Here is a 7,135-nt window from a genome sequence, read left to right on the forward strand (position 1 = left end):
TACTACTACTACTACTACTACTACTACTACTACTACTACTACTACTACTACATTTTATTGGTAAAATTATGGAACGAAAAATCGACTTCCCGTCTAAGCCGGGACACCCAGTATTATGGATTAAAACGCCAAGATGGAACAACCGCTTCTAAACGTTTTTTTGAGCAGGATTTTTCTGGTTTGTTTTCATGGGTTTTAGGCCAGATGGGGGAATTACCTCTACCCAGAAAAGGCCGACCTAAGGTTGTTCTTGACCCCTTGAAATTACTGGTGTCCCGGCTTAGACGGGAAGCCTTGATGACGAAACAGGCGCGGCACTGGGTGATAGAACTGTTGAAATGACGAACTCTGAAATCATTAATGAGTTGCCGAGTAGTATCCTAGCAAACAGGACAAACCAGTTTGCTGTAAAGCAAGTGCTGAGGGGTCTCGGTGTGAAGCATAAAAGAAGGACATATTACATGCCCCCACTAAGCAAAGCTGAAAGCTCAGTCCACTAGAACTTTGTAGTTGTTTTAGACGTAAAAAGTTACTTTTCATTACTATCCTGCTAAAGCCATAAACAATTAAATCTTATGATCGTAGGTAATAGTGTGATTTTGTTTTTTTGCGACAGAACCTAAATTTCTATCCTCTTAAAGCACTAAAAATATCTTTTACATCAATATAAATGAAATAAAAAATAGGTTGTTTATATAACCAAAAATCATCATACAATATTCCTGTTTTTTCACACTTCTTTAAACAGTTTTGTTTGTCTATGGTTATGCAATACTTCACAGGTGTTTCGATTTTTTCATTATTTTTATTAATATCATTAAATATATAATCATAAAAATAAGAAATTTCTACTTTTTTAAAATCTAAATCAGATATTTCATAATTTTCTTCTATTGGTGAATAATTATCAACCCCTTTAGATTCAAAAAAACGTTTAACTAATGGGTTGATTAAAATATTATTTATTGGTTTATTTTGTTTTACACTTAAATAAGTAATAAAATTACTTATTGCTTCCGTATTTTCACTAACCATGGGTTAAATATACTTCCTGTATTTTTTTAAAGTCCGCTTTAAAAACCTTTATTTTGTTATCTACTATTCTTTTGAATAGTAGATGTTCATCAACAAAATAACCAATTCCATTCTTATGTTTTAAAAAAGTATTATAGAAATATGGGACAATAAATTGACTTTCTATGTCAGTCACGTTTTTGTATTGATGAAGAGAGGATTCATAGCAAAGTTGTTTTGATATATCAGTATTAAGTTTTCTATTATAAACTTTATAATTATCAATATATTTCCAGTCTAGAATAAAGTATGAAGTACGTGCATTTCCTATAGATTTTATAAGTTTTGTTTTTTGATTTTGTAGCTCCGACTCAGGAAAGTTTTTAAATGTATTTCCGTCTATTACTCTTGCTCCATGAATTTTTCTAGAGTTCAAAGCTGTTTTTAATTTTCTACAAAATAAGATATATATTTCTTTTTTTGATTTATCATTTAGATAAACATTAAAATCTATTCTATTATTGTGTTTATTTGTAATGTTAATTTCAATGGATTTTTCAAGAATTCTAGTACCTTCCTCTACGCGGTGAACTAAGTCAGGTCTAATCCATCTTTTTTTATCTCTAAATTTTATGAAAAATGGATTTTCAAACTCTTCAATTTTAAATAATTGATATCCACCGACGGAATGATTAGCAACCTGTTTACCATCAAAAATTATGTTAGTATCCGCATAAATAACATTGAATTTATCAAATGAATAGGAATTACACATATCTTCCCATATTTGATAGAAATTACTTATTCCCCAAAAAACACCATCTTCATGAGTATTTTCCATATCTAACTCTCCATAAAGAAAGGATTCTATTGCCTCATAAAGTACCCAATAATCTTCATCTTTATAAGCAGTTACTTTATCAATATCATCCAAACTATCTTTTAATGCTACAATTGTAGTGTCAAAAGTTTCTTCATTAAATAATGATTGATCATATGCCAAATTCTGCTCCTTAAAACGATAAGATAGTTCTTCAACACGGCTATCTATTTCTTGTTCTAATTCAATTCCCAATTCATATAAAATGAAACAAAATAAATCAATTAAATTAGCTGATTCATAATGTAAAAAGTGACGAGGTAGATCCATCTCACCAATATAAGTAATATCATCTTCTAAATAAATAGCATGATGAAGATACCTATCAATTTTAGAATAATTTATTTCTTCATTTCTCCCAGTACGCCGCTCAATAACATCTAGAGATAATTCATTATAAGCTTCAAGTAAATTTTCTATTACTGAAATCTTGCTATAAATAACAACTTCATTATTTTCTTTGTCTTTAAATTGATAACCATTCCCACCTGTTTCTATGTTATCTTTTCCAGTTGGTTTATTATCTATCTGTAATGATTTACTATCATTCTCAAATTTTTTAAATGTTCGGTACATCCTAAAAAATAATTTTTTAGTCTCCTCAAAGTTATTTTCGGGGAAATCATCGAAACCTTTTGGAAGCCTAAACACCATTTCATTATTAGAGTTTTTCCTGATACCTACAAATGAGTTAGTATTTTCAGAGTCTTCTCTCCTATCTAATTTTAGTTCGTTAAAATTAAACACTTTTAAAACTATTTATTTTTTTAATAAAATTATCAACCTGCTTTGCAAAGTCGCCAAAAGTAATCAACTCATTATGATATTTAGTATTTTCACCATAAAGTAAGTTAATTAATGGTTTTTTATCCCTATTAAAAACACTGTCCCATAAAAAGAACATCAATTTATTCTGAATGCAAGCGTTCTTTATCTCATCATCTTTTATAAAAAAATAACCAATTTGTTTATCTTCTATCCCTCGAATAGATTTATGGTTACTTTTTATGAAAAAGTTAATATTTTGAATGAAGTTATGCCATTCATCTCTATTTTTGAATGCAATTCCTTCTAAAGTAACAGATTTTGAATCTATGTCTATAAATTCCCATGACCAACGCCGCTTAAAGGCACTATCCATATAATAAATAGAGCTATCTGAAGTATTCATTGTGGCAATAATGGAAAGATTAGGTGGGATTTTTATTGTTTTATTAATTAAATCAAATTTTAAGAAACTTAATTTTTCTTGAAATGTTTTTAACTGTACGCTATTGTGTGGTTTTAGTTCATATTTATCAACTTTCCCATTACTATCATAAGAAAACTCTACCCCAATAAGCTCTAATATTTTAATAAATTCAATTTCATTAATACTTATGTAATAACTAGACCAGCCATCATCATCCCTATCTAGTAATTGAAAAATAGACCCGAAAATAGATGATGAATTCCCTCTATTTAATTCATCTATAATTAAAACTACATTCTCTATTTTATGATTATCTATTATATTACCTTGTTTATCATAGGATTTAATTATGTTTTTATATGCCTGGGATAGCGCTCTTAAAAAATGTCCTTCGTAAAAGTTATATTCAACTTTTCTTGACCTAGTAATAGGAATTAATTTACCTATGAAATCACCGTAAGTATATTCAGGGTGAAAAACCGTTTTAATGATGTTTTCAGGGGTTTCATTAACCATTATCCCCAACTTATCAGGAATTATTTCATGATCAATTTTATGACTTTTTCCAGTTCCAGGACTACCAAATAATATTTTTTGTATGGGTGAGTTCATTATGTATTTTATTTAAATGGTTCTTATGATCCACCTTTTATTGGAATTGAGAATTATGATAGCAGATAACGTCGTGAAGGGGGATCTATGCGACAGAACGGTCTAAAGTGGTCTTAAAGTCTAATAATTTAAGGCAACGTCTAGCTGCCTAGCGATAATGAAATATATTACCCTCTCTGGAGCAACTAACTGAGTTGTATGTTCCTGTCATAAGGCCGGTCTTTCCTAAGTTATGAACATAAGTTCTGAAGTTAATTTACATTTCACAACCAATGGTTAATTCCTAAATAACTTTATAAATGGTTACTTTCGATGCTGCTTATAGGTCATTTTACCTATTGGTACTCAGTCATCTATAAATTCAAATAACTCGCCCATTATAGTGGTTATGTGGCTTTTTCGCTACGGATATCAAAATAGACGCCATCCGCCCAGATATAAACGTATTTTTTTCGCTCTAAATCTCGATTTGACCAGCTTCTATGTTCTTCTTGCCACTGCTGTTTCAATCGACTGATTGTACCCGCTGACAGACCCTTGGCATTCGAACCCAGTAAGGACTTCAGAGCCTCAGAAAAGTCACCTGTTGAAATGCCTTTCAGATATAAAACAGGTAATAATTCTTCAATACTTTCTGTTCGTTTCAGGTAAGGCGGTATAAACAAGGAGTTAAATTTAATACCTTGCTTACTCTTATCTCTGGTTTTGGGAATCTGAACATCAATGAACCAATGGAGGCTATAAAGGAAGTGGGCTTTAAAGCTTCGGATATTGATCCAGAGGGGGAGGACGTAAGCTATAGCGATTTACAAGATAGATACATCAAAACTTATAATTATTTATTCCCCGCTATTGACCAAGAAGAGTCTGCACCGTAGAGGCATGCCCTTTTATATCGCTTTGATCTGGCAGGTTTATAGTAGCAGTATGCTGGAATACCACATTCCCATTTTGAGTTAATACTGAACGTATCATCCCTGCGAATAGGGGCTTGAGCAGTTTGTGTTCACTGAAACGCTACAATTCAAAGTCATCATAGGTTTGCAATACATCTTCGGCTGTAATGCCTAAATATCGCAGTGTTGCGGCTTCGGAACTATGATTAAGCACTTTTGCTATTTTAGTCACCGGCACACCCCCATCATACATTGCTTTGCCCCGGCTCTTCCGCATTGAGTGGGTATTAATGTTTAACCCCAGCATATCCCCTACTTGTTTGAATACACGGCTTACACTCACACGACTTATATTCTTTACTGAACTTGAAGCCGTCCGATTGCTATGAACCTGAAATAAATAAATATCATCTGGGTATTGTTTCCTTCTTTTTTGAATAAGCTCTACTGCTATAGAATTTAGTCTGATATGTTTTATTTTGTTGGTTTTAGATTCCGTCAAGGTGACTTCTCTATTATCAATGTCAAGTTGGGCATATTTCAGAGATAACAGGTCACTTATTCTCAAACTGAGCTGACAGCCAATTTTCCAAACATCCGCATAAATAGACGGAAACTTTTTTTCCAGAGTGGAGTGGATTACCTGAATTTCACTTTTGTTTGCCGCTACTACTGATTTCATTTTTTGGATTCCTATGTAACACAATGGAGTATTTTTATAATTCTGTTACATAGGATACACCTTAAAAACCTAACCGTCTAATTTAATTGATATTCCTATGTAACATAATAATATTGTGTTACATAGGAATCCAAAATGAGCAGTTTAGGGTCAAGATCAAATCCTAAAAATAACCTCTTGTAATGAGAAGGTCGATTATGTATATTCAAGATTCGCGGGGAAGTAAGAGTTGGAATCGAGTTTACTTTTTAGTTGTGGTGCTGAGAGCGAAGGTTACTCTCACCATCCCCGGGTAGGGGGTTTCACATACAAAGTGTGCAAGGGGGTTTTTATGTCTACCATTCCGAATTCAACAAATGGTTAATGCCCCTTTGAGTGATGCTCAGTGCGGTGGCACTAACACGTTTCAACGATGCCATCCCCAAGCTAATGGCGTAGCCAGCCAGGCACAGGCGCGTATATAGTTACATTTTAGAGTTTTGTTTAGCCGTAGATTTTCTTGGTAAATGATGTGAGTTGTTGGATTATATCCCTTAATGTTTATGTGGTATTAAGAAGCAAGAAAACTACAGTCTTTTAAAGATAGATATTTCTTGCTTCTTAATACCTTACACAAATAAAGGTTATAAATCCCTATGTGTTATAGGTGCTAGAGAGTAAAACACTTGATGTTAGAAACTTGGCTCGGTTTTTAACTACCCCTCTCCCCCACAGAATACGTAGGCTGAGCATCTACTCACGGTTCTAATATGCGGCGTATGAAGTCATACCTCTAATATTTTTCAGACTTAAAACTCACATTTCTGGTAGAAGGACGTTTTAAACAGTCATCGTACATATACTAATAAAAAAATGAGGAGGTAAAATTCATATCAGGTTAAAAAGGAGTAAAATGTGGAACAGAAATTGCTAGTATTTAAAATTCAGGAGGAACGAATTGTTTTACATTCAAGTCATGAGTCTATACTAATCTTTTAGTAGAGACTCATGATTGATTTACTATCTATACCCAAACTACTTGAAGGTGCAGTAATTACCCCGACCGTCATTCCCGAGGGTTTTCCCAGGAATCCATGTATATTCAATAGATCCCTGCTAAAAGCATGCAGGGATGACGAGATAAAATAACCTGCATCTTGATTTCGTTTGGGTATATAAGAGAACACCGGGAAAGTTAATCTTATAGTTAAATGCATATTATGGAAAATATGAATCGTTAGTAGCGATTCTAAAAAATGGAATTATGAATAAATTTAAGAAACGCGTTATATCCACACTTAGTCTAAAACCTCGAGCGGGCAAGAATCAGGTAGTGTGCAAATTACCCTGGAAGTCTAACTATGAAAGCTTAGACGACATAACGGAGATAAAGCAACTGACGCAAACGCACAAAAATACGCATGTTTCAATAGACGAACAGATGCAAATCATGGCAGAGGGGTCTCCCCTAACGCGCATCTTTAATAGTCATCTGGCGTACATGGACATTGATGAGTTTAACAAAACGGCTCTGAAGGAGGGCATAGGGTACTGCGTCAACGGTACTTTTAAAAGGCTGCAACCTGTACATAACGGTAGTTTTGAAAAGTCTAGCGGTATAGTGAGTGTCGTCCTAGAACATATAGGTGACGTTGAAGAGGCAATAGCGTTATTTACATCAAAACCCTACATCTTGTTTTGCTATAAGAACTATTTGAGGTTCTGTCGCATAAAGTTCACTTCTCCGCGTTACCTGCTATCATGAGTCTCAATTCGAATAAAATAAGGTTCATATGCTTAGTTTTAAATGGCGTCATTTTGAAAAATAAATCATTCTCCTAAATGTCAGATGGTACTTGGCTTATCCACTCAGTTATCGC

Annotated in this window: 6 protein-coding genes and 2 pseudogenes; 3 read left to right on the forward strand and 5 right to left on the reverse strand. The window is 33.3% G+C overall.

Going from position 1 to position 7,135, the window contains the following annotated elements; genetic code table 11:
- On the forward strand, positions 1–342 hold a 342-nt coding region (locus CDZ78_RS17450), incomplete at its 5' end, for a DUF6399 domain-containing protein (RefSeq protein WP_244559281.1).
- A 285-nt stretch (positions 343–627) separates the two neighbouring features.
- On the opposite strand, the gene CDZ78_RS17455 is transcribed toward CDZ78_RS17450, so the two are convergent.
- From CDZ78_RS17455 to CDZ78_RS17470, 4 genes and pseudogenes are all read right to left on the reverse strand, one after another.
- A complete protein-coding gene (locus CDZ78_RS17455; protein WP_087871128.1) occupies positions 628–1,035 on the reverse strand; it encodes a hypothetical protein in 408 nt (135 codons plus the stop codon).
- Positions 1,028–2,641 (reverse strand): hypothetical protein, encoded by a 1,614-nt coding sequence (locus CDZ78_RS17460; protein ID WP_087871129.1) that lies wholly within the window; start codon positions 2,639–2,641, stop codon positions 1,028–1,030. Before CDZ78_RS17460 ends, CDZ78_RS17455 begins: the two co-directional genes overlap by 8 nt.
- Complete coding sequence (locus tag CDZ78_RS17465) at positions 2,634–3,698, reverse strand: restriction endonuclease (protein ID WP_087871130.1); 1,065 nt, start codon at positions 3,696–3,698, stop codon at positions 2,634–2,636. The genes CDZ78_RS17460 and CDZ78_RS17465 overlap by 8 nt, the downstream gene beginning before the upstream one ends.
- A gap of 398 nt (positions 3,699–4,096) precedes the next feature.
- Positions 4,097–4,423 (reverse strand): annotated as a pseudogene (locus CDZ78_RS17470) (transposase); the annotation flags it as partial.
- A gap of 6 nt (positions 4,424–4,429) precedes the next feature.
- Between CDZ78_RS17470 and CDZ78_RS23320 the strand changes: the two are divergent.
- Positions 4,430–4,576, forward strand: coding sequence for a hypothetical protein (locus CDZ78_RS23320; RefSeq protein ID WP_244559282.1), 147 nt, complete (start codon positions 4,430–4,432; stop codon positions 4,574–4,576).
- 139 nt (positions 4,577–4,715) lie between these two features.
- Here the strand turns inward: CDZ78_RS23320 and CDZ78_RS17475 are convergent, their stop codons facing one another.
- Complete coding sequence (locus CDZ78_RS17475) at positions 4,716–5,276, reverse strand: tyrosine-type recombinase/integrase (RefSeq protein WP_087871132.1); 561 nt, start codon at positions 5,274–5,276, stop codon at positions 4,716–4,718.
- A gap of 1,772 nt (positions 5,277–7,048) precedes the next feature.
- Here CDZ78_RS17475 and CDZ78_RS24565 point away from each other — a divergent pair.
- Positions 7,049–7,135 (forward strand): annotated as a pseudogene (locus tag CDZ78_RS24565) (IS6 family transposase); the annotation flags it as partial.

The sequence above is a fragment of the Bathymodiolus platifrons methanotrophic gill symbiont genome (assembly GCF_002189065.1).
Lineage (GTDB): Bacteria > Pseudomonadota > Gammaproteobacteria > Methylococcales > Methylomonadaceae > Methyloprofundus.

Excerpts from the sequence above, each read along its gene's own strand:
- CDZ78_RS17455 (WP_087871128.1), bottom strand. The coding sequence starts at position 1,035 with ATGGTTAGTGAAAATACGGAAGCAATAAGTAATTTTATTACTTATTTA.
- CDZ78_RS17465 (WP_087871130.1), bottom strand. The coding sequence starts at position 3,698 with ATGAACTCACCCATACAAAAAATATTATTTGGTAGTCCTGGAACTGGA.
- CDZ78_RS23320 (WP_244559282.1), top strand. The coding sequence starts at position 4,430 with ATGGAGGCTATAAAGGAAGTGGGCTTTAAAGCTTCGGATATTGATCCA.
- CDZ78_RS17475 (WP_087871132.1), bottom strand. The coding sequence starts at position 5,276 with ATGAAATCAGTAGTAGCGGCAAACAAAAGTGAAATTCAGGTAATCCAC.